This is a genomic window from Marinigracilibium pacificum (genome assembly GCF_012926615.1).
In the GTDB taxonomy this organism is placed as follows: Bacteria; Bacteroidota; Bacteroidia; order Cytophagales; family Cyclobacteriaceae; genus Mangrovivirga; species Mangrovivirga pacifica.
The window spans coordinates 181,757-205,958 of the sequence record NZ_JABBNU010000006.1; the positions used below are offsets into that span (position 1 = coordinate 181,757).

At 36.2% G+C, this 24,202-nt stretch carries 20 protein-coding genes; 11 read left to right on the forward strand and 9 right to left on the reverse strand.

Features of this window, described 5'->3' with window-relative positions:
• Positions 1 to 38: 38 nt before the first annotated feature.
• Both rlmD and HH304_RS10985 read left to right on the forward strand, forming a co-directional pair.
• On the forward strand, positions 39 to 1,457 hold the full coding sequence (gene rlmD, locus HH304_RS10980; RefSeq protein WP_169681356.1) for a 23S rRNA (uracil(1939)-C(5))-methyltransferase RlmD: 1,419 nt from the start codon (positions 39 to 41) through the stop codon (positions 1,455 to 1,457).
• Position 1,458: 1 nt separating this feature from the next.
• Positions 1,459 to 1,833: a hypothetical protein gene (locus HH304_RS10985; RefSeq protein ID WP_169681358.1), complete on the forward strand. Its 375-nt coding sequence runs from the start codon at positions 1,459 to 1,461 to the stop codon at positions 1,831 to 1,833.
• Positions 1,834 to 1,879: 46 nt separating this feature from the next.
• Here HH304_RS10985 and thiL read toward each other — a convergent pair whose 3' ends face one another.
• Positions 1,880 to 2,935 (reverse strand): thiamine-phosphate kinase, encoded by a 1,056-nt coding sequence (gene thiL, locus HH304_RS10990; RefSeq protein ID WP_169681360.1) that lies wholly within the window; start codon positions 2,933 to 2,935, stop codon positions 1,880 to 1,882.
• A gap of 66 nt (positions 2,936 to 3,001) precedes the next feature.
• On the opposite strand from thiL, the gene HH304_RS10995 reads away from it, so the two are divergent.
• The gene (locus HH304_RS10995) at positions 3,002 to 3,157 is read left to right on the forward strand and encodes a hypothetical protein (protein WP_169681362.1); all 156 of its coding nucleotides are present in this window, start codon (positions 3,002 to 3,004) and stop codon (positions 3,155 to 3,157) included.
• On the opposite strand, the gene mce is transcribed toward HH304_RS10995, so the two are convergent.
• Complete coding sequence (gene mce / locus HH304_RS11000; protein ID WP_169681364.1) at positions 3,154 to 3,558, reverse strand: methylmalonyl-CoA epimerase; 405 nt, start codon at positions 3,556 to 3,558, stop codon at positions 3,154 to 3,156. The two genes, HH304_RS10995 and mce, sit on opposite strands and share 4 nt — an antisense overlap.
• 113 nt (positions 3,559 to 3,671) lie before the next feature.
• Between mce and HH304_RS11005 the strand changes: the two genes are divergently transcribed.
• The 8 genes from HH304_RS11005 (at position 3,672) to HH304_RS11040 (ending at position 15,794) form a co-directional block, all read left to right on the forward strand.
• On the forward strand, positions 3,672 to 3,998 hold the full coding sequence (locus HH304_RS11005) for a HesB/IscA family protein (protein ID WP_169681674.1): 327 nt from the start codon (positions 3,672 to 3,674) through the stop codon (positions 3,996 to 3,998).
• A 320-nt stretch (positions 3,999 to 4,318) separates the two neighbouring features.
• Positions 4,319 to 6,322, forward strand: coding sequence for a cyanophycinase (locus tag HH304_RS11010; protein ID WP_169681366.1), 2,004 nt, complete (start codon positions 4,319 to 4,321; stop codon positions 6,320 to 6,322).
• 209 nt (positions 6,323 to 6,531) lie between these two features.
• Entirely contained in the window at positions 6,532 to 9,564 is a 3,033-nt protein-coding gene (locus tag HH304_RS11015; RefSeq protein WP_169681368.1) for a SusC/RagA family TonB-linked outer membrane protein, read from the forward strand.
• Positions 9,565 to 9,574: 10 nt separating this feature from the next.
• Entirely contained in the window at positions 9,575 to 10,900 is a 1,326-nt protein-coding gene (locus tag HH304_RS11020; protein ID WP_169681370.1) for a RagB/SusD family nutrient uptake outer membrane protein, read from the forward strand.
• Between the two features lie 12 nt (positions 10,901 to 10,912).
• Positions 10,913 to 12,274, forward strand: a complete 1,362-nt coding sequence (locus HH304_RS11025; protein ID WP_169681372.1) for a PKD domain-containing protein — start codon at positions 10,913 to 10,915, stop codon at positions 12,272 to 12,274.
• 2 nt (positions 12,275 to 12,276) lie between these two features.
• A complete protein-coding gene (locus tag HH304_RS11030) occupies positions 12,277 to 13,425 on the forward strand; it encodes a PKD domain-containing protein (RefSeq protein WP_169681374.1) in 1,149 nt (382 codons plus the stop codon).
• Between the two features lie 71 nt (positions 13,426 to 13,496).
• Complete coding sequence (locus HH304_RS11035; protein WP_169681376.1) at positions 13,497 to 14,384, forward strand: cyanophycinase; 888 nt, start codon at positions 13,497 to 13,499, stop codon at positions 14,382 to 14,384.
• Between the two features lie 30 nt (positions 14,385 to 14,414).
• A complete protein-coding gene (locus HH304_RS11040; RefSeq protein WP_271711591.1) occupies positions 14,415 to 15,794 on the forward strand; it encodes a YfcC family protein in 1,380 nt (459 codons plus the stop codon).
• Positions 15,795 to 15,849: 55 nt separating this feature from the next.
• Here the strand turns inward: HH304_RS11040 and HH304_RS11045 are convergent, their stop codons facing one another.
• The 7 genes from HH304_RS11045 to HH304_RS11075 form a co-directional block, all read right to left on the reverse strand.
• The gene (locus HH304_RS11045; RefSeq protein WP_169681379.1) at positions 15,850 to 16,584 is read right to left on the reverse strand and encodes an MIP/aquaporin family protein; all 735 of its coding nucleotides are present in this window, start codon (positions 16,582 to 16,584) and stop codon (positions 15,850 to 15,852) included.
• Positions 16,581 to 18,158, reverse strand: coding sequence for a glycerol-3-phosphate dehydrogenase/oxidase (locus HH304_RS11050; protein ID WP_169681380.1), 1,578 nt, complete (start codon positions 18,156 to 18,158; stop codon positions 16,581 to 16,583). Before HH304_RS11050 ends, HH304_RS11045 begins: the two co-directional genes overlap by 4 nt.
• A gap of 12 nt (positions 18,159 to 18,170) precedes the next feature.
• Positions 18,171 to 19,658, reverse strand: coding sequence for a glycerol kinase GlpK (glpK, locus tag HH304_RS11055; protein WP_169681382.1), 1,488 nt, complete (start codon positions 19,656 to 19,658; stop codon positions 18,171 to 18,173).
• Positions 19,659 to 19,740: 82 nt separating this feature from the next.
• A complete protein-coding gene (locus HH304_RS11060; protein ID WP_169681384.1) occupies positions 19,741 to 20,181 on the reverse strand; it encodes a DUF2141 domain-containing protein in 441 nt (146 codons plus the stop codon).
• Positions 20,182 to 20,225: 44 nt separating this feature from the next.
• Positions 20,226 to 20,672 (reverse strand): DUF2141 domain-containing protein, encoded by a 447-nt coding sequence (locus HH304_RS11065; protein ID WP_271711592.1) that lies wholly within the window; start codon positions 20,670 to 20,672, stop codon positions 20,226 to 20,228.
• Between the two features lie 76 nt (positions 20,673 to 20,748).
• Positions 20,749 to 22,008 (reverse strand): hypothetical protein, encoded by a 1,260-nt coding sequence (locus HH304_RS11070; RefSeq protein WP_169681386.1) that lies wholly within the window; start codon positions 22,006 to 22,008, stop codon positions 20,749 to 20,751.
• Positions 22,009 to 22,178: 170 nt separating this feature from the next.
• The gene (locus HH304_RS11075) at positions 22,179 to 24,077 is read right to left on the reverse strand and encodes a vWA domain-containing protein (protein ID WP_169681388.1); all 1,899 of its coding nucleotides are present in this window, start codon (positions 24,075 to 24,077) and stop codon (positions 22,179 to 22,181) included.
• Positions 24,078 to 24,202: the final 125 nt, after the last annotated feature.

Genomic DNA, 24,202 nt, shown 5'->3' on the forward strand with positions numbered 1-24,202 from the left:
TGTGTTGAGCATTTTACTTTTATTTAGTTTTGCATTTAATGGCAAGAAAAAGAAAAATTATTGAGTCTCTTGAGATTACAGGCATCGCAGATAAAGGACGTGGTGTTGGCAGAACCGACAATAAAGTGGTTTTTGTTGATGGTGCCGTTCCCGGGGATGTGGTCAAAGTAAAGGTAAATAAAAGTAAGCCTTCTTATGCTGAAGGAAAGGTTTTAGAAACACTTTCGCCATCGCCGTTCAGAGAAGATGCATTTTGTGAGCATTTCAGATTATGCGGAGGGTGTAAATGGCAGGATCTTTCTTATGAAAAACAGTTAGAGTTTAAGCATAATGAGGTGATAGAAGCCTTCAAACGTATTGGCAAGGTGATTAATGCCGAAGTTGAATCTCCTGTGCCATCTGAAAAAACTACTTTTTACAGGAATAAACTTGAGTATACCTTCAGTAATCAGCGATGGTTAGAACCTGAAGAGATTAGCTCTGGTGAAGATATAAATAGAAATGGAGTAGGCTTTCATATTCCCGGCCGACATGACAGGGTAGTCGATGTGAAAAAATGCTGGCTTCAAACAGACTCAAGTAATGATATTAGAAATTCTTTGAGAGATTTTGCCGCAAAGAATGATCTTACATATTACGATTTTAAATCTCACACCGGTCTTTTAAGAAATTTAATCATACGTACATCTACTACTGGTGAGCTGATGGTTATTGTACAGTTTGGTGAGAATGATCCTGAATCAATTGATTTGGTGATGAATTTCTTGAAAGATTCATTTAGTGAAATTACCAGCCTTCAGTATATCATCAATTTAAAAATGAATGAAACCTTCTTCGATCAGGAGGTGGTGCTGTTCAATGGAAAGCCGGTGATCGAAGAGCGTATGCCAGTTGAAAAAGGTGGTGAAGAGTATTTGTCATACATGATCAGCCCGAAATCATTTTATCAAACGAACAGTGAGCAGGCATTTGAACTGTATCATCTGGCCAGGGCATTTGCCGAATTAAAAGGTGATGAGATTGTTTATGATTTATATACCGGAACTGGTACGATCGCTAACTTCGTTGCACATAAAGCTAAGAAGGTTGTTGGTATAGAGTATGTAGAGGCTGCGGTTGAAGATGCCAGAATTAATTCAACAAATAACAATATTTCAAACACAGTATTTTATGCAGGTGATATGAAAGACCTGTTAAATAAGGAGATGTTTGAAAAAGAAGGTTATCCGGATACAGTAATTACTGATCCACCAAGGGCTGGTATGCATGCCGATGTGGTAAATGCATTGCTTGAAGCACAACCATCGCGCATAGTTTACGTAAGTTGTAATCCGGCAACACAAGCCAGAGATATTGCTCTGCTTTCTGAAAAGTATGAGGTTAAAAGAATTAAACCGGTGGATATGTTTCCACATACTCACCACATAGAAAATGTTGCACTTTTAGATCTAAAATAATATGCAGAACGATCCGGAATTAAATTTAAAAGGAAAATACCTTGGAACCATCACCAAGGATTTTGCAGTTATGGCTGATACCTTAAAAGAGGCCAGTTATCAGATAAGGTCAAGAAAGTTTAGCGAATATCCGATATTCCCGGTTTCAAAGACAGACCAGCCTATAGGTCAAATGCTTATTGCAAAAACTGATATGGCTCTGGAATGGAATGTTTATGCCACTTACATTGATGAGTTCGTACAAAGAGACCTGATCAATGAAGAAAATATTGAGGAATTTAAGAAATCGTATAAAGACCCGGACGAATTTTGTTGTCTATTTGTAGTCGATAAAGACTTTACAAATTTTGTATACATTCCTTATCCGGAAGATTAAGAGATTAAAAAGCCCTGACGAAGCGATTGCTGGTCAGGGCTTTTTTTTATTGAAGATGTTGCCATCCCTGGGCTTTTACTTCAATTACCTGATTGTTTTTTGTTATGAAGTTCATTCCTTTCTTTTTAGGATGCATAAAACCAATAGTAGTCAGTTCCATATGGTTTTTAATCTTTTCATAATCATCCTGAGTAATGGTGAACAATAATTCATAATCTTCACCACCATTTAACGCGGCAGTATTCGGGTCAATATTAAACTCTACTGCAGTTTCATAAGTCTTAGTCGCAATAGGAAGTTTATCTTCATAAATCTGTACTCCAAGACCAGATTGAGTAGCAATATGAAAAAGTTCGCTGGCCAATCCATCACTAATATCGATCATAGAAGTAGGCAGGATACCAAGTTCTTTCAATTCATAGACCACATCCATTCTTGCTTTGGGCTTTAACTGCCTTTCAACAACATAAGAATATTTGTCGATGTCTGGCTGCATATCCGGATTGCTTTTGAATACTTCTTTTTCTCTTTGAAGTACATTTAATCCCATAAAAGCTCCACCAAGGTCTCCCGAAACACAAATGATATCACTTTCTTTAGCAGTACTACGTTTTACAATTTTATCTTCTGCTTGTTCACCAATTGCAGTTATTGAAATGACTAATCCTGCAGCCGATGAAGTCGTGTCACCACCTATCAAATCAACATTATAATCATCACAAGCTGCATAAATTCCCTGGTATAAAGCATTGACTGCTTCTACAGAAAATCTGTTGCTCAACCCTAGGTTAACAGTTATTTGCTTAGGAATACCATTCATGGCAGCGATATCTGAAATGTTTACAGAAACAGCTTTGTATCCTAAGTGGGTCAGCGGAGTATAGCTCAGATCGAAATGAATACCTTCAAGAAGCATATCTGAAGTGATTAAAGAATGCTCCTTGATATCAATAACAGCAGCATCATCACCCACTCCAAGTTTCGTTTCCTTGTTTTGGATTTTGATGTCTTTAGTCATTGCATCTATCAATCCAAATTCGCCTAATTTGCCCAGTTCCGTTCTTGATGTATTATTTTCCTGTTGATTGTTTTCTTTTTTCATGCTGCAAAGTTACAATTATTTGATACTATCTTTAAATTGCACATATTAAAGTTTAAACCTTAAGCTATGAAGATTTTTAAAGCGTTACTTCTATTTTTTGTGGTTATAGGATTTTTTGCTTCTTGCGGACCTAAGCCTTATTATAAGACTTCAGAAGGTAAAAAGAAGCAAAAGAGATACGAAAAGACATTATATCCACATAAAGATTATTACGGACATTAATCAGCATCCTGACATAACTCAACCAAAACTCCATGATTATCTTTAGGGTGAACAAAGCAAATTAATTTGTTATCTGCTCCTTTTTTAGGTTCGGCATTTAGTAAAGTAAATCCTTCATCACGTAATCTTTGCATTTCTTTTTTAATATCTTTTACAGCAAAGGCTACATGATGAATACCTTCACCTTTTTTCTCAATAAATTTATTGATCGGGCTATTTTCATTAGTAGCTTCCAATAGTTCGATCTTTGATTCTCCGGTTTGAAAAAACAGAGTTGTAACTCCTTCTGATTCTACCTTTTCTTCCTTGTAAGGCTTTACGCCAAGAAGTTTTTCGTAAACTGCTGAAGCTTTTTTTAAATCTTTTACAGCGATGCCCAGGTGTTCGATGTGATCTATCATGTTTTAGTTGTTTATATTGTAATAGTAATTGTATTTTTGTATAAATTCGGAAAATGTAAAAACATAAACGCAATTTAAGCGTATTTATGTTACAGAGTAAAAGGAGAAGAAAAATGATTCAAATTTCAGATAAAGCAATAGAACGAATCGCAGTACTTAGATCAGAAGATAACCTGACAGAAAATCATCATGTTAGAGTTTCTGTAAAAGGAGGAGGTTGTTCAGGGCTAATGTATGATCTAACATTTGATGATACAGTAAACGATTCTGATCAGGTATTTGAAGATAAAGGTGTTAAGGTTTTAGTCGATAAAAAGAGTCTCCTTTATCTTGCCGGTACAACACTTGAATTTAGTGATGGACTTAATGGTAAAGGGTTTCAATTTATTAATCCTAATGCAACCAGAACTTGTGGTTGTGGGGAAAGCTTTGCCATTTAATGTCAGAAAAAATATAATTTGTATTAAAACATCCTCAGGGATGTTTTTTTTGTTTTAAACCTGTTTTGATTATAAATAATACCTTGATAATGGCTTTTAGGTGATGTTTCTTTTAAAAAATTATTTTGTATTTAGAATCAATTTTTATTATTATTGACCGAAATGAAGGTCACACATCCATATCGCAAATCAAATCTTCGTGATTTATCGGTTTCTTTTAAGCCGATAAGCCTTCGTAATTTACAGCCTGTCTTTGATTGCTAGCACTTACTGAAATTTATTGTTTTTGAATTTCAGGTTTAGATTAAGTGTTAACAAAAATGAAATACTCATTATCTTTAATAACTTTTTTACTATCGTGTAACCTGTTGGTATTTGGACAGGGAAATTTACTTTTAGTCGGTGGTGGTTCTGAAAAAGACGAATCATGGGGCTGGAGCAATGAGCCATATAAATGGGCTATTGATAAAAGTTCGAATAAAACAGTCGCGATTTTAACTTACGAAACCCAACCATCTCAATGGTTGCCGGATTACTTTGTGTCTCTTGGTGCTCAGAAGGCCTATAATGTATCGATTACAAATCAATCTGAAGCTAATAACGAATCAAATTTTGACTTGTTAAATGAAGCTGATGTTGTCTTTATTAAAGGTGGTGACCAATCTGTTTATTATCAGGAATATAATGACACCCGGGTTGAAGACGCCCTGCAAACTATTTTTGACAGAGGAGGGGTGATATGTGGTACCAGTGCAGGAATGGCAATTTTAGGCGGCACTGACTATACTGCTGAAGCCGGAAGTGTTTACCCTGATGAAACTTTGAGTGATATTAGGCTATCCGATATTACTCTGAAAGATGATTTTCTTTCTTTCAAACCTGGTTATTTGTTTGATACTCACTTTACAGAAAGAGGAAGGTTTACCCGTCTTATTCATTTTATTTCGAGATATTATTTGGATAATGGAACCTTGATATCAGGTATTGGTGTAGATGATCAAACTGCCTTAGCAATTGATGAAAACAACCAGGCAACAGCATTTGGTACCGGTGGAGCTCATTTTTATTATTTTGAAAATAATCCTCAAATAACAAATGGTCAGCTTGTAGGAGGTGACGTAATGACATTTTCTATAGTTGATGGCCAGTCTGTTAATTTAGATGATTTAAGTAATCGTCCTCAATATTCAAATCAGGTAAATGCTGGCAGTGTAAGCCTTAATAAAACATTGCTTATTCAAAAGAAGAGTGAATTTACAGAACTTGAACCTCTTTTAAATGAAATGCTTTCTATTGGTGATTCAGATAGCCTTGTTTTGATTTCAAATTCAAATAACTCAAAAGCTGGTTCAGTGGTAAATAGCATAAGGACTGAAAAAGGAATTATTGTAACCTGGTTGGAATTAACCGAAGCCAGTAATAGTTCATTACAAGTTGATCTTAGGAATAAAATCCGTCAGGCAAATCATTTTATTTTGTTTGAAGTAACCCCGGCTGAGATTGAGGATTTTGCAAATGGTCAGACTGGTATACTATTAAAGAAAGCTATTAATAACGCTGGAGTAGTGCTGGCGCTAGTTGGTGAATCTGCTGAAATGGCTGGAGAGAAATATTGCACCAACTGTTCTGATGTTTCTTCAGCTTCTTATGATGGGTTACTCGACTTTTATGATGGATTTAACTTTCTGTCCTCTACAATGATAATTGCAAACACCTATGATCTGTCTACCGATTTTTATGAAAACAATGCAAGTGCAGGTCATTGGGCAGCAATGAATTATGGTTTGAAAAATACTGTGTTTGTTCAAGATGAAACATTCATCAAGGCTTCTGAAAATGATGGTAAAATATCTATCACCGTTCATGGAGAAGTGCCAGGAATAGTTTTTACTAATAATTCAACATCATATCAGAATGTATCTTTTGGAAATGACGCTTCTGGTACGACACGTCAGATTGTGGGCTTTGAAAATGGAACTTATTTCTTTTCTGATGAGACAAACAAATATTATGCTGGGCAGTTTTCAGTTGAAGTTCCGGAGGATCTTGGATGGGAGAGCATCGATGAACCTATAACAGGAATTGAAATTGAAAAATCAAAAATTGGTTTCCGTACAAATGGAAAAGATTTTTGGTTTGTCTCAGATGAATACTGGGAACTTGATGTTAAAGTATTTGCAACAAATGGTCAGATATTAGACAATTGCAAATTGTTGAGTGGGCAAAAGTTTCCGATAAAAAATAATAGTTCCAACATGGTGTTGGTTTTATTGTCAGATATTGAAAATAATATTATTTTAACAAGGAAAGTAATACTTCAATAGAGGTTAAGATATGATATTCATAAATATCAATAAAAAAGAGATCCCTGTACAGGCTGCCAAGTCTTTACAGCAGATGGGATTACAGCCTATTTTCGACTGTTAATAATTATTAACAGTAATTTCAATTATACACTCATTACCAATGAGAGTGTATGATACATTCTATTATCAAATTTTAGTTTCGCAATTAAAACCTAAACAATACACCTATGAAGCAATTAGGATTACTATATCTGTTGCTTTTATCATTGATATCCGTTGGAAATATTAACGCCCAACAGGTAATTAGTGGTAAGGTCACAGATTTTCAGTCCGGAGAACCTGTTCCGGGTACTAACATTATAGTAAAAGGAACTTCCAGAGGAACGACTACAGATTTTGATGGTAATTATAGCCTTCAAATTCAATCAGGAGATTCGATACTTGTATTTTCAAGTGTTGGATTTGACAGCCAGGAGATGAGAGTCAATGGCCGGTCAAAAATTGATATTTCTCTTATGCCCGATATTCAGGCACTTAAAGAGGTAGTGGTTGTTGGATACGGTACTCAGAAGAAACAAGATATTTCTTCTTCGGTTTCGACAATTGACCAGGCAGAGTTTAATCAGATTCCAACCAGTAGTTTTGATGCTGCTATTCAGGGTAGGGCATCAGGATTAAATATCTCTTCACCTTCAGGTACTCCCGGAGGGCAAACAAATATCAATATCAGGGGAGCAACATCAATTTCAGCATCCTCACAACCGTTATTTATTATTGATGGAATACCGGTAGAAGTAAAGAATAACTCAGCACTTAATAGCAATATTCAGCCAATCAACCCATTAGCTGAATTGAACCCAAATGATATTGAGTCGATTACAGTATTAAAAGATGCATCTGCAGCAGCAATTTATGGTTCAAGAGGAGCCAATGGTGTGATTTTAATTACAACCAAACGAGGATCGGCTGGTAGAGATAAATTGAACATCGGTTACTATGCCGGTTTTTCAAAAGCAACCAATGTTCCTGATATGATGTCAAGTTCAGAATGGATTGGCTTTTTAAATGCAGCTGCTGAGTTTGACGGACTAGGACAAAATTATTGGAATGAGATATTAGGTGATCCAAATGATGCAGATTTACCTAATTATAATGTTTATGATGATATTTTAAGAACTGGTGTTATCAATAATGCTGACATTAGTTATGCCGGAGGAGATGAGAAATTCAGTTATTATCTTTCAGGAAACTATTTTAACCAGACTGGTATTCAGATTGGCCAGGGATATGAAAGAATTTCGGGTAGAGTAAACGTTGATTACTCACCTAATGATAAAGTAAAGATCTCAACAACTACATTCCTTGCACGTGGATTTCACGATAGAACTATTGGTGAAAATGATGAATATGGAGTAGTTGTAAATGCCCAGGCCTGGGATCCGAGAGTTGAACTAACAGATCAAAATGGCGTTTATGTTAACCCATTTGATACTTACAGCTGGTGGGCATTAGAAAATCCACTACTAATCGCTCAGGAATATGTGAATACTTCAAAAAATTCAAGATTACAATCGTCATTAAGTCTTGAATGGTATATAACTCCTAATCTTACCTTTAAATCAAGTGGTGGATTAGATTTTAATACATTGATTGATAAAGGTTTCGTGCCTAAAGGTTATAACCAAACTGATGTTGGTTTAGGTACCTATGGAACTTATGAAGCTTCGAGCTGGATTAATGAAAACACACTAAAGTATACTAATACATTTGATTCTAAGCATTTCATTGATGCATTGGTTGGTATTACATTTCAGGAATCTGTTGAAGAATTTTCTGTAATTAATGCTTCAGGATATTCAACTAACCAGGTGATTTCTACATCAGCAGCAGGTCAAATTACTGGTGCTTCTGATGGTGGCTTTAGATATGGACTTGTGTCTTATCTGGGTAGATTAAATTATACCTATGATAATAGATATACTTTAACATTTACTGGTCGAGCTGATGGTTCAAGTAGATTCGGAGCAAATAATAAATATGGATTTTTCCCTTCAGGATCGATAGGATGGAATATGCATAATGAGTCATTCTTCCCTGACGATTCATTTATCTCTTTATTAAAGCTTAGAGGATCTTACGGTGCAATAGGTAATCAGTCAATTGGAAGCACAATTGCTCAGGCTACTTACAGAAGTTCTGCAGGTTATAACGGACAGGGAGGAACATCTGCTTTGCAGCTTGGTAACCCTAACTTGACTTGGGAAAAAACAATCCAGTCAGATATTGGAATTGATGTAGGGCTTTTTGATAACAGAGTTGAAATCACAGCTGATTATTTCAAAAAAGATACGGACGGACTTCTATTGAATGCCGATATTCCAGGCTCTACAGGTTTTAAATCATTGATTTCTAATAATGGTAAAATTGTAAACGAAGGAGTTGAACTTTCGATTAGTACTGTCAATATCGAAAGTGGTGATTTCAGATGGACTACAACTTTTAATATTACCTGGATTGATAATGAGGTAATTGATGTGATCAATGACGGTGAAATTCTTAGCCGTAACTTTATCTTAAAAGAAGGAGAACCACTAAGTACATTTTATTTGATAAAATTCCTTGGTGTTGACCCTCAAACCGGTGATGCTGTATTCCTTGATGCTAACAGTGATGGAATCATTAATCTTGATGACAGAGTGGTAGCAGGAAATGCTCAACCGGATTACTTCGGTGGATTCACCAATAATTTTAGCTGGAGAGGCTGGAATTTGAGCGTATTCTTCCAGTACCAACACGGAAACCAGATTTTTAACCAGAGTCGATATGCTTTTGAAAATTATGGTACTCTTAAAGACGGACTGCCATTTGGTAATCAAAACAGAAGGTCGTTGGATTACTGGAAAAAGCCAGGTGATGTAACAAGTATCCCAAGACCAACTCATGCAGATGAGTTCTCTTCCGATGCTCAATTCCAGCGTTTCTCAACACAATACCTTGAGGATGGTAGCTACCTGAGACTTAAGAATGTTCGCCTGGGATATACATTCCCTTCAAACATGCTTGATCGAATGAAGCTTCAGTCGCTTACAATCTATGGTCAGGCTCAAAACTTACTGACTTTCACGAATTATTTAGGTTTTGATCCGGAGGTAAGTACAAACACATCCGGTGATGGAGACTTGAATACACTACAAGGTGAGGACTTTGGTACTCTAGGTCAGGCCAGAACTTTTACAATCGGTTTAAACATTGGATTATAAAATGGAAACCATGAAGAAATTAATATATACACTCGGTACAGTAATGTTGTGTTTCAGCTGTAACCTGTTAGACCAGGAATTACCAAATACGATTCCTGCCGAAAATGCAATAGTCGACAGAGTTTCAGCCGAAGCAGCAGTGATTGGACTTTATAATGAAATGCAGGCAGGGAGTTTGTATGGCTCTGATGCTGTCTACGCTACAGAACTATTGGCTAAAAATATGAAAGCCGTTAAATTCCAGGCAGTGTGGCAGGAATTGGGTTCCGGAATAGTTCCTTCAGCTAATTTTCATGTTGAAGATAGCTGGATAGCTTGGTATAGTATTGTTAATAATGCGAACAATGTAATCTTAAAAGTTCCTGAGCTTAATGATGTCTCAGAATCAGATGCTGCTGAATTTACCGGAACAGCATTTTTTAGTCGTGCATTGGCCCATTTTGAATTGTTAAGACAATGGGGTGAGTATTGGAATACTGGCAGTGATTATGGAATTCCTTTACCAACAGAACCGGCTACAGCTCCTGTAGTAGTTCCTCGTTCAAGTGTAGCTTCGGCTTATGCTTTGATTGAAAGTGATTTATTCAAAGCAATTGACAGACTACCAGATTCTGGTGATCCTGTTTATGCAAGTAAAGGAGCAGCAGAGGCTCTTATGGCAAGAGTGAAACTTTACAAAGGAGAGTATGATTCAGCATATTACTATGCGAATGATGTTATTGAAAACTTTGATTATTCCCTTCAGGATAATTATGAAGATATCTTTAATGAAGGCACTTCAGAATCAATCTTTGAAGTAGATTTTAATCAACAGGATTTCAGTAATTATACATTCCTGATGTTTGGTACCGAGGCTGAGATCGTAATGACCGATGAGGTAATTGATCTTTATCAAAGCATTGATGAGCGTAGAAATCTTATTGAAGCATTTGGTAACTTTTATCGATGCACTAAGTACGGAACTAACCAGGATAATGGTGAGGGAAATGCATTTGTAATGAGATTAGCAGAAATGTACCTGATCAGAGCTGAAGCATTGTCTCGTAATTCTGGTCCTACTGCTGGTCTTGCTGATATAAATGTGCTTAGAGAGCGTGCAGGGATAGGTCCGGTTGACGCAGCAACTGTAAATTCAATTAATGATTTTAGTAATGTTTTAATCAGAGAAGCCAGACTAGAGTTTCAGGCTGAGGGTGTTTATTGGTATTATCTATCACGTCTGGATAAAATCCAAGAGGTATTAAACAGAGATTCTTTCAGAAGAATTTATCCAATACCATTGAGAGAATTAAATATTACTGATGATCAGGATATTTTTCAAAATCCAGGATACTAAACCAATCAAGAAATGATCAAGAAAATTAAAATATATAGTTTACTGGTGCTGAGTTTGCTATTCGTGTTTACATCTTGTAAAGACGATGAAAATGTGCCAGCACCAAAAGCAGGTTTTACACTTGAATCGACTACAATCAAGGCCAGAGAAGTGATATCACCTAATAATACTTCAGAAAATGGAGTGACTTATCAGTGGTCGTTGGGTAATGGGAAATTAATTAATGGAGAGTCACCTTCTTTCTCATATGATACGGAAGGAAGTTATATCCTAACCCTTGTCGTTCAAAATGAGTCAGGATCTAGTAAAGTACAACAGACAGTAACTGTTTCTGGTATTTTACCAATTGCTGGCTTTGATGTTGAGAATTCTGACAGGCTGATAGCAAATGGTGACGTAGTCTTCGTCAATACTTCAGAAGATGGAGTTACCTATGAGTGGGATTTTGGAGATGGAAATACTTCCACAGATGCTAATCCTGTACACCGATATCAGGCATCAGGAGTTTATACCGTTACATTAATTGCAACAAACGAAGATGGTACAAACGAAATCTCTCAAGACGTAACGATTAGAACTAGGCCGAATGAGCTGTATTTTATGGATCCATCTGATTTCTACCTGAGAAGAACACTGTTAGGTAGTGATGTTGTTACCCAGGATGTTGTCGAAATGCCAGGCTGGGGTGTTGGAGTGTCGTTTAACCCAACAGATGGAATGGTTTATATCACAGATGCTGATAACACCAGTGAAAGTGTAAATAAAATCTGGAGACTAAACCCTGATGGAAGTGGTCTGGAAGAGTTGGTTGGCGGACTAACAGAACCATGGTTAATTGATGTTGATGGTACCGCTGGGTATATGTTCTGGACTGATTTTTCTTCCGGAGATGTTATGAGAGCAAATCTTGATGGTAGTGATGCGCAAACAATAGCAACATATCTTGATGGGTTTGAATACCCAGAAGGAATTGCCGCATTTGATGGCTCTGTATATCTGAATGATCCTACATTAAATGGAATTTTGAAAGTATCATATGATGGTTCAACTGTTGAACAAATCATTACTGATATGGGTGGAATTGGAATTGGCATTGATAAAACAAACAGCATGATTTATTTCCATGATCAAAATTCCGGAGCGATTAAAAGATCAGACTTAAGTGGAAATGTTGATACCGAATGGTCAATTGCATTGTCTGAAGCAGGCGACAGAGTATATGGTATAAGCGTAGATGTTTCTGCAGGTAAAATTTACTGGACCAACAGAGATAGTGGATTAATTGGAGCTGCTGACCTTAATGGTGAAAACATTGAAACACTAGCAGGGTCACTAAATAGTCCAAGAGGTTTAACACTCATTAAAAATCAATGATCATGAAAGCAATAAAATTATTAATTCTATCTTTTTCAGTTCTGGTTTTTATTGCCGGGTGTAAAGAAGAAGATCCTTTGATACCGCCATTTACAATTGTGAAGGCCGATTTTTCTTATCAACTTGATAATGGTCTGTTTGCTCCGGCAACAGCTACATTTAATAGTGATGTTGTTTTTACTGATGGTGATAATATAGAATATTTCTGGTCTTTTGGTGATGGTGCTTCTTCTACAGAGGCGAATCCTTCTCATTTATATACGTCACCAGGATTTTATGAAGTCACTCTTACAGTAGTTGGAAGTGGTGATACCGATAGTCATACTTCAACCCTTGAGGTAAGAGATCCGGGTCGTTCCTATTATCCGGTTATTATTGCTTCAGGCTCTGGAAAGCGAATTTATGATGCCCAAACTGGAGTTATTGATGTATCATTAGACGTTTCACCTTTTGATATTGCAATTGATTCTGTCAGAGAGAAGATATATTTCACAGCAAGTGATGCTGGTGCTGTTTATTCATTAGGGTTTTCTGATGATACTCCAGCTATGGTTGTTGACGGGTTGTCTAATCCTCATGGAATTGCTATTGATGAAAGCACAGGAATGGCTTATGTAGCTGACCGTGGAGATAACGCGATATATGCTGTAGATGTTGAGGCCGGAACAAAGAGTGTGTTGTTCTCTGATGCAGATGAAGCTACATTCTCATTACCTGAAGGTCTAGATTATCACAATGGTTTTGTATATGTGACTGCTGTAGATTTTGATGCAGAAGCAGTTTGGAAAGTGAATGTTTCTGATGGAGCTTTTGATCGTATTATTGGTTATTCTGCTGGTGGATATGGTTATTCAATCGTAGTAAATTCACAAAGTGACAGGATCTATTTTCATAACGATGAAGGTCCGGAGTTTTTAAATGCATCACTAAGTGGTACAGATATTAGCACCCTGGTTTCTTCTGCAGGAAGTAATAATGGTGTTGACGGAAGAAGTTTCGGTGTTACAATTTCGTATGCCGAAGGAAAAGTTTACTGGACAGAAGCAGGTAATGGCTTGCTGAAACGAGCAAATCTGGATGGGACTGAGGTCCAGACGATTGCTTCTGGTTTGACTGATCCTCTAGGTGTGGAATTGGTTGGAATTCAGTAAATTAGGTTTATGTTGTTAGAGCGGTAGCCAGTAGATAGGTTGCCGCTCTATTTTTTTTAATATTTTTGTATATGAGAAATATCTGGATATTAATTGCAATCTCTTTGTGCCTTTCTTGTTCACAAGAAACAAAAGAGAAACCAATAAATGATGTTGAAGAGTCAAGTTTTGGGGACCAGCAAAATACTAATAAAGGTGGTTTGATAATTATTGGTGGGGGTAAAAGACCGCAATCTCTTTTGAAAAGAATAATAAAGGAATCAGGAATAGATAAAAAAGGGTATGGAATGGTTTTACCCATGTCTAGCATAGAACCGGACTCGGCAAATTGGTATGCTATCAGGCAATTTGAAGAATTGGGTTATACTAATATTTTTGGTTTAGACTATGATTCGATAAATGGTTACAGACAACGACAGATCGATTCATTAAAAGGAGCATCTTTAATTTATATATCCGGTGGCGATCAAAGGAAATTTATGGATAGAATATCCGGAACTTCCATTGGGAATATCATCAGAGAGAGGTATGCATCAGGCTCAATAATTGCTGGTACTTCTGCAGGTGCAGCTGTTCAAAGCAGGAGAATGATTACCGGTGATGAAAGGAAACACCCTGAATATCACCCAACCTACAGGCATCTTGAAACAGAAAATTTTGATTGGACTGAGGGGTTAGCGTTGGTTGATGGAGTAATAATAGACCAGCATTTTGTGAAAAGGTCGCGTTACAACAGACTTCTAACAGCAATAATGACATTTCCTGATGAAATAGGTGCCGGTATTGATGAATCTACAGCTATGTATATTAGGGGAGATTCAGTTGAAGTTTTAGGAGAAAGTCAAGTGATTATTTTTAAAAATACTGCCAGAGAGTCAAATCAAAAAGATGGAAAGCTTGGTTCAAAAGGAATTACTCTTGATATTTACCTGCCAGGAGAAAAATTCCCATTGAAATAAAAATAAAATTTAATCGACCAATAACCCAAAATGATAAAAATTAGAAAAGTTCCAGATACTCTGGTTATAATTTTTTGCTTCCTCATACTTTTTACGCTATTAACATGGCTAATTCCGGCAGGTGAATATGAAAAGGAGGTAGTTAAATTATCGAATGGAAGTGAAAGGGAGGTGCTAGTTCCAGGAACTTATCACCACGTTGAAGAAAACCCACAAAGCCTGCTAGATTTTTTAATGGCTCCAATCAAAGGGTTTATCGGTGGAGCCGAAATTATTGGTTTCATTCTGATTGTTGGAGGGGCATTTTCTGTATTTAATAAAACCGGAGCTGTAACAGCTTCACTACAGTCATTAGTTAGATTCTGTGAGAAATATCCCTCGGCAAAAGGGATAATCATCCCGATGATTATCGTTTTCTTTTCGATCATGGGAGCCACTTTTGGTATGAGTGAGGAGGTTTTGGTATTCGTTTTATTAACCATTCCAATGGCCAGATCATTAGGTTATGATACCATTACCGGCATAGCGATTCCATTTGTTGGGGCGGGTGCAGGATTTGCCGGAGCAATAACTAATCCGTTTACAATAGGTATTGCTCAGGAAATTGCCGAAGTGCCCATGTTTAGTGGGTATCAATACAGAATGGTTGTTTGGGTAGTACTAACTGTAGTCGCAGTTATCTATATAATGCGTCATGCCAAGAAGGTGTTTAATCCGGTTCAAGTCGAATTGGAAAATGATATTGACGTTGAACAGGTTTCCTTTACTACTGTAAGAAAAATAACTTTGTTTTTACTGTTTGGTGGACTTGCAATAATTTTAGTTGGGGTAACCAAATTTGATTGGTACATAGCAGAAATTGCTGCTGTATTTTTCGGTATGGGACTATTGTCAGCTATCATAAATAGAATGGAATTGCAATCTACTGTTGATGCTTTTAAAGTTGGAGCTTCAGATGTGTTAACTGCCGGGTTGGTGGTTGCACTCAGCAAAGGTTTGCTTATTCTGGCTGAAGACGGAAGAATAATCGAAACAATTTTGCATGGTCTGGCTTCGTTGGCAGAAGGATGGCCAAAAGCAATTTCAGTGGAAATGATGTTTGTAGTGCAGAGTCTTTTGAATTTCTTTCTTCCAAGTGGTAGCGGACAGGCGGTATTGACTATGCCTATAATGGCTCCTCTTAGTGATTTATTAGGATTGTCCAGACAAACAGCAGTATTGGCTTTTCAATTTGGTGATGGATTGTCTAATATGATAATTCCTACCAGTGCTGTTACTATGGGAGTTCTGTCAATTGGAAAAGTTTCTTATGAAAAGTGGTTAAAATGGATGATGCCACTGTTTTTAATATTGGTTTTGATCTCAGGAATACTATTACTTCTTCCGGCAGTAGTATTTGGATGGAATTAATTTTTAAACAAAGTATAAAAGGAAAAAGGTCTTGGTAGTTAACCAAGACCTTTTTTTATATCATTAGAAAGATTAAGGTGGCTAATCCTGCGCCCAATAAAGGGCCAATAATTGGAATTAATCCATAGCCCCAGTCTGTTTTTGCTTCATTTCTGATTGGTAGAATTGAATAAACCAGCCTCGGACCAAAATCTCTTGCCGGGTTAATAGCATAACCTGTTGTTCCTCCAAGGCTCATTCCGATACCAAATACGAGTAAGCCTACAGGTAAGGCATCAAGTGCACCAAGTCCAACTTTAGCTTCTCCAAGTCCTTCAATTTCAATTAAAGGTTTGCTCATATATAAAACAGCAAATACAAGTACGAAAGTTCCTATTAGCTCAGAAAACAGGTTGTTTTTGTTATTTCTAATAGCCGGTGTAGTACAAAAGCAAGCCTTTTTAAGTTCTCCGTTGTTTGTGTTTTTAAAGTGATCCAGATAGAAAATATAGACAACATAAGCTCCCAGCATAGCACCTGTTATTTGTGCGAGGATATAGGGAACTACTTTTATCCATTCAAATAAGCCGGCAAGGGCAAGGCCGAAAGTAACCGCCGGATTGATATGTGCCCCGCTGAACTGTCCGACAATGAAAACAGCGATAAATACTGCAATACCCCACCCGAAGGTGATGACTATCCAGCCACTGTTATTTCCTTTGGTTTCATTTAAAACTACATTTGCAACCACTCCATTTCCTAAAAGGATGAGTAAAAAAGTACCGATAAATTCTGCTAGATATTCGTTCATTCCTGAATATAATATTGTGAAGCTAATTTTGTATAAGTTTCTATCTGATTTTCAATCCATGCCTGATCCTGGTCAAGCTCTTTCGCCATAATTTTTGCAGTTTCAGGAGCCATTTTGATACTCTCTCTAGCATCAAGTAATAATGCACGTGTTCTTCTGGCTAATACATCTTCAACTGTTCTGGCCATTTCTTCACGTACAGCCCAAACAACCTGTACCTTTCTTATTTGTAGCTCCTCACTCAACCACCCGGAGTATTCTGGTTCTTTTTTTTCTATTTCCAGTAGGTCTTCCTTGTTTCGACCATAAACAGACATTGGATTACTTCCTGGTACAGTGTTTCTATCATAACCGGCAATTGGTAATCTTTCGGTAATACACTTTCTATCTGGTAGGCCAGCGATCATAACTGCATTGTTGACAGCATCCTCAGCCATTTTGCGATAGGTTGTCCATTTACCTCCAATAACTGTGATCAATCCGGAGAGTGAAATCAGGACTTTATGGTGACGGGAAATTTCTTTGGTGCTCATCGAATCACCATCTTCCGGTGCTGCCAAGGGTCTAAGTCCAGCGAAAATGCTTTTAATATCCTTTTTAGTAGGTTTTTTGGACAGATACTTTCCTGCCGTTTCAAGAATGAAATCAATTTCTTCCTCCAATGCCCTTGGTTCCAGGTCAATGTTATCAATTAATGTGTCAGTAGTACCAACCACAACTCTGTTATACCATGGAACAGCAAACATAACCCTTCCATCAGATGTTTCGGGAACCATTATGGCATAACTCTCCGGTTGAAAACTCTGATCAAAAACAAGGTGAATTCCCTGACTTGGCCTGATCATTGGTTTTACTTCAGGCTCATCCATTTGCTTTATTGAATCAGCAAAAACTCCGGTAGCATTGATAACTGATTTAGCATAAATTTTAAATTCTTCCCTGGATTCAACTTCTCTGGCTATTACTCCCCTGATCATCTGATTTTCATCATCCTTTATTAAACCGGTAACTTCCATGTAGTTCATCAATACAGCATTGTACTCTTCTGCAGTTGTTGCAAGACTTATTGCCATACGGGCATCATCAAACTGCCCATCCTGATAAACTATTCCACCTCGAAGATCATCTTTTGAAATTGTTGGTAACGCCTTAATTGTTTCTTCTTTTGAGATACTTTTTGATGGACCCAACCCAAGTTTTCCAGCCATCAAATCATAAACTTTTAGTCCGATCGTATAAAATGGACCGTTCCACCATTCATAAGATGGAATTACAAAAGATAGGTTCCTGACAAGATGAGGTGCATTTTGCATCATCAATCCTCTTTCTTTAAGTGCTTCAAGAACGAGTGATATATCACCTTGTTGTAAATATCTGACACCGCCATGGACAAGTTTGGTGCTACGGCTTGAAGTGCCTTTTGCAAAATCGGCTTGCTCGAGAAGAAGTGTTTTAAAACCTCTGGAAGCTGCATCAACGGCAATTCCCAAACCTGTGGCCCCACCTCCGATAATTAATATGTCCCAGGGTTCGTGATTATTTTTTAGCTTTTCAAGCTGTTTTATTCTTTTCATATTAGCCGGATTTTATTTATTCCAGTGTTTAGCTCTTTCTAATCCTTTGTTCCAGTTTACAATCAATTGGTCAGTGTTGCTATTCTCTTTTGGTTCAAAGACTTTATCTACTGACCATAGTTTTTGGATTTCATCTACGTCAGACCAAAAACCGGTAGCCAAACCTGCCATGTAGGCAGCGCCTAATGCTGTAGTTTCAGTTATTGCCGGTCTGACAACTTTCTGTTCAATCAAATCTGACTGGGTCTGCATTAACAGATCGTTGGTTGCAGCACCTCCATCAACTCTAAGATCGATAATATCTATCCCAGAGTCTTCGGTCATGGTTTTAATTACATCCATCGATTGAAGGGCTATACTTTCAAGTGCTGCCCGGGCAATATGAGCTTTACCTGTTCCTCTTGTTAGTCCAATAATAGTGCCGGTTGCATATTGATCCCAGTGAGGAGCTCCTAAGCCCACAAATGCAGGAATAAGCACCACACCACCATTATCTGGTACAGAAAGCGCTAAAGACTCAACTTCCGGTGCACGACTAATAATCTGAAGCTGATCTCTTAGCCACTGGATAACGGCACCTCCCATAAATATGCTGCCTTCGAGGGCATAGTTTACTTCATCATTTAATTGCCAGGCGATGGTTGTTAGTAGATTGTTTTTTGAAATGATGGCCTCTGTTCCGGTATTCATTACTACGAAACATCCGGTGCCATAAGTGTTTTTGGTCATGCCCTTTTCTATACACATCTGACCGAATAAGGCCCCCTGCTGATCACCAATAATACCTGAAATCTTAATAGCTCCTCCAAAATGTTCTTTTACTGTCGTTCCGTATACTTCACTACTCTGTTTTACTTCGGGAAGTAGGCTTTCGGGAATTTCAAATATATCCAATAGCTCCTTATCCCATTTTAGTTCATGGATATTATAAAGCATTGTTCTTGAGGCATTGGTAACATCAGTAGCATGTATATTACCATGCGTCAATCGCCATATTAACCAAGAATCTACAGTTCCGAAGGCAAGCTTTCCTTGTTCTGCTTTTTCTCTTGCTCCTTCAACATTATCCAGAATCCATTTGATTTTTGAAGCTGAAAAGTAGGCATCAATCAATAACCCGGTTTTCTCATGAATCTTTTTTGTAAGTCCTTTGTCTTTGAGTTCATCACAGTATTTAGCTGTCCTTCTATCTTGCCAGACAATCGCATTATATATTGGCTCACTCGTTTCTCTATCCCAGACAATGGTAGTTTCTCTTTGGTTGGTTATTCCAATTGCATTTATATCCGAAGCATTGATTTTATGTTTTTTGATAACATCTCGAATGACAAATTTTTGAGTTGCCCATATTTCTTCCGGATTGTGTTCTACCCATCCATTTTGAGGGAATATTTGTTCAAACTCCTTGGCAGAAATACGCTCAATTTTACCTTCGTGGTTAAAAAGTATTGCTCTGTTGCTAGTTGTGCCCGCATCAACAGCTAAAATGAATTTACTCATGAATTTGGGTTTGGTTTCCTTCTAAGATAGAAATTAACCATTAATTTGACGAGTAAAATCTTTTATTATATTATAAATACCACTAATAGTTGCTAAGATGTAAACTGATTTTTTTTACTTCACCCTTTTGAATATCAATCATACATTCTTCAAAAAGTGGAGCTCTGAACTTGGGTAAAATATTGTTTGAAAAACCAAATGGTTCTTTAGGTATTCCGATGAAATTTTTATCTAATGAACCATTAGAATTAACATCATGATGTACAGCAATGGCATAATTGCCATCTGGTAGGTCGAATGATAATTGCTGAATATTACCTTCTATTTTTTTTATCTGATAAGTGTATAAATCTGTTTCAGACAAAAACTCATTTGATGGAGTATAAACTGAAATTCTCAGATTTCCGGAATTAGATTTTATATTATCTACATTGATAATCAGAGTTCCGTTATCTTTTTCAACTGGCGCCTTTCCGAAAGGAAGGTAGAGTAAAAAACTAAGTATAATTAATTTTGCTATCACAAAAAGTATAAGAGAAATCAGGTAGGTTTTGTTTAGAAATTCTCTCAGTAATTTTGGAGAAATATTTCAATTCTGTGAGTTTGGTTCTCTTTAACCTCAATTTGACAATCTTCAAATTTTGGAGCAGATAGTTTCAGTTTGAAGTTATTTGAGAACCCATAGGGCTCTTTAGGAATCCCAAGAAGGTTTTTATCCATTTTACCATCATCATCAAGGTCGTGATATGTTGCGACAGCGTATTTACCAGGAGGGACTGAAAATGAGATTCTTTCTAAGCTATTTGATGGATTAAAAGCTTTAAACCGGAAGGTGTCAGTCAGCGAAAGAAACTTGTTTTGTAGGGAATAGATGGAAATATGGATTTTGCCACTGGTAGAATTGATTTCTTTAATTTCTATTGATAAGTTTTCAGTTTGTGCTAGAATGACAATATTTGAAAATGACATTAAAACTAGTGAAAGAATATAATTCTTGAAGACTAAAAGCATCATACAATAATTTACAAAAAAACAGGCTAAGATTTTTTAGCCTGTTTTATTTTTTGTACTAATAAAATAGAATTAATAGTTACCTTCCGTAATAGTTCTGTGGGGTAACACTTTGACGATTATGGGTTAGGGTTCTTTGGATCCAGGAAGGAAGTTCTTCATAAGGAACATATCCTTCGCCATTTGCCTTAAACACACTAAAGGCGTTAGAGCTAATATTTACCCAATAAATTTTATTGCCAGATTTGTCTAATATATCTGCTTTATAAATTTGATTACCATTAAATTCAGTTGGAATAAAATACCCTCTTAGATTTTCTTCAGATTCATATGATTCATAATATTTCACTTCATAAATATTTTCATTCTGATCATTTAAATATTTATATACAAATAAATAATCCATGTATTTTAGACCTTGTATATAGAAGTTTACAGGCCTGTGATATTCATAAAGCTTATGGTCTAATGTAAATTTGACTGTATGATCCAGATAATAATTATCCGTTTTGTATTGCTTAATTAAACTAATACTGAAAATATTATTTTCATATTCATAGGTGTTAGACTCATAAAGTTCTCTTTCTCCATTAACTAATCGTAATTTATGGAATCCTGTTGCTCGATTATTTTCAAAATGCCATTGGTATTCATTAGTTATTACCGAATCGCTATTGTAATTATAAATAACCAAAATATCCTTATTTGCACTTCGGGCAAATTTGGTGAAGGTATTATCTTCTCTCGTAATACCGGTAATTTCAAATTCTTGATTATAGAAGTAATTTTTTTCGTAATATCCATCTACTGAAGATGATGTGATATATTTATTTTCATCAAATTCGAAATTATAGGTATATGTACTATTGTTTTGAGTAAACGTAAGATCAAAATTCTTTATCATACCAACCTTGTCGTAGGTTATGTTTCTAACTTCAAAATGACTTTGAGATGCTTTGTTTTTGGTGTAACTGAAAGATGTTATAATACTGTCTGAATTATAGATATAGTCATATCCCCCTAAAGTAAGGCTGAATTCACCAAATGATGATTCATGTAATATTGTCTTTCTTGCTATTTTCCCATCAAAAATGTGTTCAAATCTACTCTCTGGATTTCTTTCACTTGGGAATAGTTGCTCAATACTTACTAAGAAATTATTAAGATTAAATGATTCATCTTCACTTATTTTAATAGTTGTTGTATCAGCTCCTTCAACATACTTTGCATCCGGATTAGTATTGTTGTTAGAATTAGGAACAATTGTTTCTGGTTCTGTACAAGAAAAAATAGATAGAATTATGCATAATAATATGCACGCAAATTTAAATTGCTTCATTGCGATTAATTGTTTGGTTGATAATTAAAAAATCAAATAGTTGATGGTGCGAATTAAATAAGAGATATTTCTAAATGCAAGAAGATGTAAAAAAAAATGGCTTCAAATACGATTGATCTAACTGTTGACCAAAGTGTATTTGAAGCCTTATTTATAATTTAAATAGCTAATTAATCGTTCTGTGCTACATACTTGGATGATCTGACTAATTTTAAAAATTCATGGCGATAGCCATACTCATCATCTCCTAATGCATCCTTTGCGATTTTGACCACTTCTTCCGGAGTGCTATTTCCTTTAAACTCACTATCTCTCAACCATAATCCGAATGAAGCAACTGCTGCAGAAAATCTGAAGTTATCAGATGTATCCTCAAATGAGTTGATTTTATCATTGATTGTTTTAGTCATTAAGATACTCTTGAGACCATCTGGCTTTTTGTATCTGAATTTAACTGTCGCCCATTCTTTTGAGTACTTTTGACCATTAGATTTTTCTTTTTGATACTTTAAATCATCAACAGATTTTAAAAATCCTTCGGTTGATGCTCCAACAGGGATGACTTGGTAAATTGCAGTAACCGAATGCCCTGATCCAAGCTCTCCGGCATCTTTTTTGTCATCATTGAAGTCTTCTGCATTAAGTTTTCTGTTTTCATACCCGATGAGTCTGTAGCCTGCTACTTTTTCAGGGTTAAATTCAATTTGTATCTTAACATCTTTTGCAATGGTAAACATCGTTCCACCGAATTCATTTACAAAGACTTTTCTGGCTTCTGAAATATCATCTATATAAGCATAGTTTCCATTTCCTTTGTTGGCCAAAATTTCCATCTTATCATCTTTATAATTACCCATTCCAAAACCTAATGTAGTCAGGTATACACCACTTTCTCTTTTTTCTTCAATTAGTCTTTCAAGGTATCCATTGCTACTTTGACCAATATTAAAATCACCGTCTGTAGCTAGAATGATTCTGTTGTTTCCTTCTTCGATGAAGTTCTCTTCTGCAATTTTATAAGCTAGCTTTATACCGGCTCCACCAGCAGTAGAACCTCCTGCATTTAATTGATCAAGGGCGGCAATGATTTTGCTTTTTTCACTACCACTTGTAGAAGGGAGGACTGTTCCTGCAGCACCTGCGTACACTACAATAGCCACTCGATCTTCTGGTCTTAATTCTTCTACAAGCATTTTAAATGCACTTTTTAATAGTGGTAATTTATTAGCATCACTCATAGAGCCACTTACATCTATTAGGAATACAAGGTTTGAAGCTGGTAGATCTTCAGTAGGAATTCTTTTGCCTTGAAGGCCTACATGTAGCAAGTAGTGGTCGCTTTGCCATGGACAATCAGCAATTTCTGTGGTGATACTAAATGGATGTTCATCAGTTGGCTCTTCATAATCATAGTTGAAATAATTAATCATTTCTTCGATTCTGACAGCATCAACAGGTGGCTTAATGCCCATACTTAAAAATCTGCGAACATTGCTATAAGATGCAGCATCAACATCAATGCTGAAAGTTGATAGTGGCTGGTCTTCAGGTTTGTGAAACTGATTTTCATGGATGGTTGAATAATCTTCTGTGTTATGATTTTCACCTAAATCAATATCGAGATTAAAATTGATTGTTTCTTCATATTCCATAGAGGCTTGATCCATAGCAGGTGCTAGTCCAATTGTTTCAACACTTTTGGCAACCTTTGATTTTGAAAACTCTGCTTTTTTATCTTTTCGTAAACCAGTTACAACAACTTCAGTTAGCTCAGAAATATTTTCTTTTAACCTTACATTTATTTCCGTTTGACCATTAATTTGTATTTCTTGAGTTAAATACCCAACAGAGGTAAATGTTAAAGTTCCCTTTGAATCTTCAAGAGTAAGCGTATAAGCACCTGATATATCAGTAACTGTTCCTTTTGTTGTTCCTTTTAATAAGACATTAACCCCGGGAATACCAATTCCTTCCTCATTAGTAACAACTCCAGAAACTGTATGAGTAGCTTGTGCTGAAAAAGCAACTATAAATAGTGCGGCGAATAATATTGGAAAAATATGTTTCATGACAATTATTATTTAGTGTTCATAGTCATGATGACCCAGTTCATATTATTCCATAAAAAAAGTTTAGATTTTTTTTGTAATGGTCATAAAATGGTTCAAATTTTGAGACTGGATATTTTTTAATC

Excerpts from the sequence above, each read along its gene's own strand:
- rlmD (WP_169681356.1), top strand. The coding sequence starts at position 39 with ATGGCAAGAAAAAGAAAAATTATTGAGTCTCTTGAGATTACAGGCATC.
- HH304_RS10985 (WP_169681358.1), top strand. The coding sequence starts at position 1,459 with ATGCAGAACGATCCGGAATTAAATTTAAAAGGAAAATACCTTGGAACC.
- thiL (WP_169681360.1), bottom strand. The coding sequence starts at position 2,935 with ATGAAAAAAGAAAACAATCAACAGGAAAATAATACATCAAGAACGGAA.
- HH304_RS10995 (WP_169681362.1), top strand. The coding sequence starts at position 3,002 with ATGAAGATTTTTAAAGCGTTACTTCTATTTTTTGTGGTTATAGGATTT.
- mce (WP_169681364.1), bottom strand. The coding sequence starts at position 3,558 with ATGATAGATCACATCGAACACCTGGGCATCGCTGTAAAAGATTTAAAA.
- HH304_RS11005 (WP_169681674.1), top strand. The coding sequence starts at position 3,672 with ATGATTCAAATTTCAGATAAAGCAATAGAACGAATCGCAGTACTTAGA.
- HH304_RS11010 (WP_169681366.1), top strand. The coding sequence starts at position 4,319 with ATGAAATACTCATTATCTTTAATAACTTTTTTACTATCGTGTAACCTG.
- HH304_RS11015 (WP_169681368.1), top strand. The coding sequence starts at position 6,532 with ATGAAGCAATTAGGATTACTATATCTGTTGCTTTTATCATTGATATCC.
- HH304_RS11020 (WP_169681370.1), top strand. The coding sequence starts at position 9,575 with ATGAAGAAATTAATATATACACTCGGTACAGTAATGTTGTGTTTCAGC.
- HH304_RS11025 (WP_169681372.1), top strand. The coding sequence starts at position 10,913 with ATGATCAAGAAAATTAAAATATATAGTTTACTGGTGCTGAGTTTGCTA.
- HH304_RS11030 (WP_169681374.1), top strand. The coding sequence starts at position 12,277 with ATGAAAGCAATAAAATTATTAATTCTATCTTTTTCAGTTCTGGTTTTT.
- HH304_RS11035 (WP_169681376.1), top strand. The coding sequence starts at position 13,497 with ATGAGAAATATCTGGATATTAATTGCAATCTCTTTGTGCCTTTCTTGT.
- HH304_RS11040 (WP_271711591.1), top strand. The coding sequence starts at position 14,415 with ATGATAAAAATTAGAAAAGTTCCAGATACTCTGGTTATAATTTTTTGC.
- HH304_RS11045 (WP_169681379.1), bottom strand. The coding sequence starts at position 16,584 with ATGAACGAATATCTAGCAGAATTTATCGGTACTTTTTTACTCATCCTT.
- HH304_RS11050 (WP_169681380.1), bottom strand. The coding sequence starts at position 18,158 with ATGAAAAGAATAAAACAGCTTGAAAAGCTAAAAAATAATCACGAACCC.
- glpK (WP_169681382.1), bottom strand. The coding sequence starts at position 19,658 with ATGAGTAAATTCATTTTAGCTGTTGATGCGGGCACAACTAGCAACAGA.
- HH304_RS11065 (WP_271711592.1), bottom strand. The coding sequence starts at position 20,672 with ATGATGCTTTTAGTCTTCAAGAATTATATTCTTTCACTAGTTTTAATG.
- HH304_RS11070 (WP_169681386.1), bottom strand. The coding sequence starts at position 22,008 with ATGAAGCAATTTAAATTTGCGTGCATATTATTATGCATAATTCTATCT.
- HH304_RS11075 (WP_169681388.1), bottom strand. The coding sequence starts at position 24,077 with ATGAAACATATTTTTCCAATATTATTCGCCGCACTATTTATAGTTGCT.